The organism is Lysobacter daejeonensis GH1-9, assembly GCF_000768355.1.
In the GTDB taxonomy this organism is placed as follows: domain Bacteria; phylum Pseudomonadota; class Gammaproteobacteria; order Xanthomonadales; family Xanthomonadaceae; genus Aerolutibacter; species Aerolutibacter daejeonensis.
On the sequence record NZ_AVPU01000078.1, the window covers coordinates 1 to 875 of the forward strand.

Here is an 875-nt window from a genome sequence, read left to right on the forward strand (position 1 = left end):
AGGTGGGTAAGGTGGCGCTGGTGGCATCCATGCGAAAGCTGTTGGGCATCGTCAACGCGAGACGGCGTGATGAGCTGCGTGCGGAGGGAGTGATCATGGCCTGACAGGCACGATCACAAGACAGTTGCTGAATTAAGCGGAGCCGCGAAGCGGCTTCCGCTTGAATGAACTGTTAGGCGGCAGAGCCCGCCGCCTGGACGTAGAGCTTCTCAGCGCTGGGACGAATGTCCAAGAAGTACGCTGCGTAGCACCCCCTGCAAATCGCTGGATGCATCTCGTCGCTACCCCGCTGATTGGCGAGTGTAATCGCGAGGACGGGATAGCCGCAGCTTGGACAGCAGAAAGCCAGATTGTTCCCGAACGGGTCCGCAGGGATTGTGTTTCCGTCTGAGTCCATGACTAGGAAATCCGTGATTTTCAAGGCTCGTTACCCTCTGCTTCCTGCCGCCTAACGCTTGAATTAAGCCGAGACACGAAGTGTCTTCGGCTTGAATGAACTGTTAGAGCCCAGCCGAACCACGCTGAGCTCCGCGAAATATTTGCCAGCCAACCGCGGCTAGGCAAGCCGGGAGAGCTAAGGCAACTAGCAGCGCGAAAGAAAATACAATCGGACTATCGCTGAAGTAAATGATTGTTGCGCTAAGACGCCGACCAACACCGGTCACGCCGTGCGCTGCCATATAGAGCACGAACGCAGCGCCCGCCAGGTTTGCCACGAAAAAGGCGAGGCCAAAAGACATGCCCATTGCCCGTCTTCTGGGCAGTGGCTCACTCACAAGCGCCGCAGGGATCACGAGCGATAAGAACAGCAGAAGCACAACCACCAGAATCCAGAATGCTGCCATGGGCTCTAACGCCTGAATTAAGCCGAGCCG

1 protein-coding gene is annotated in these 875 nt (G+C 57.0%); it reads right to left on the minus strand.

Annotated elements, in window-relative coordinates; genetic code table 11:
* Positions 1-500: 500 nt before the first annotated feature.
* A partial coding sequence (locus N800_RS15045; protein ID WP_232227689.1) for a hypothetical protein occupies positions 501-875 on the minus strand: 375 nt, incomplete at its 5' end.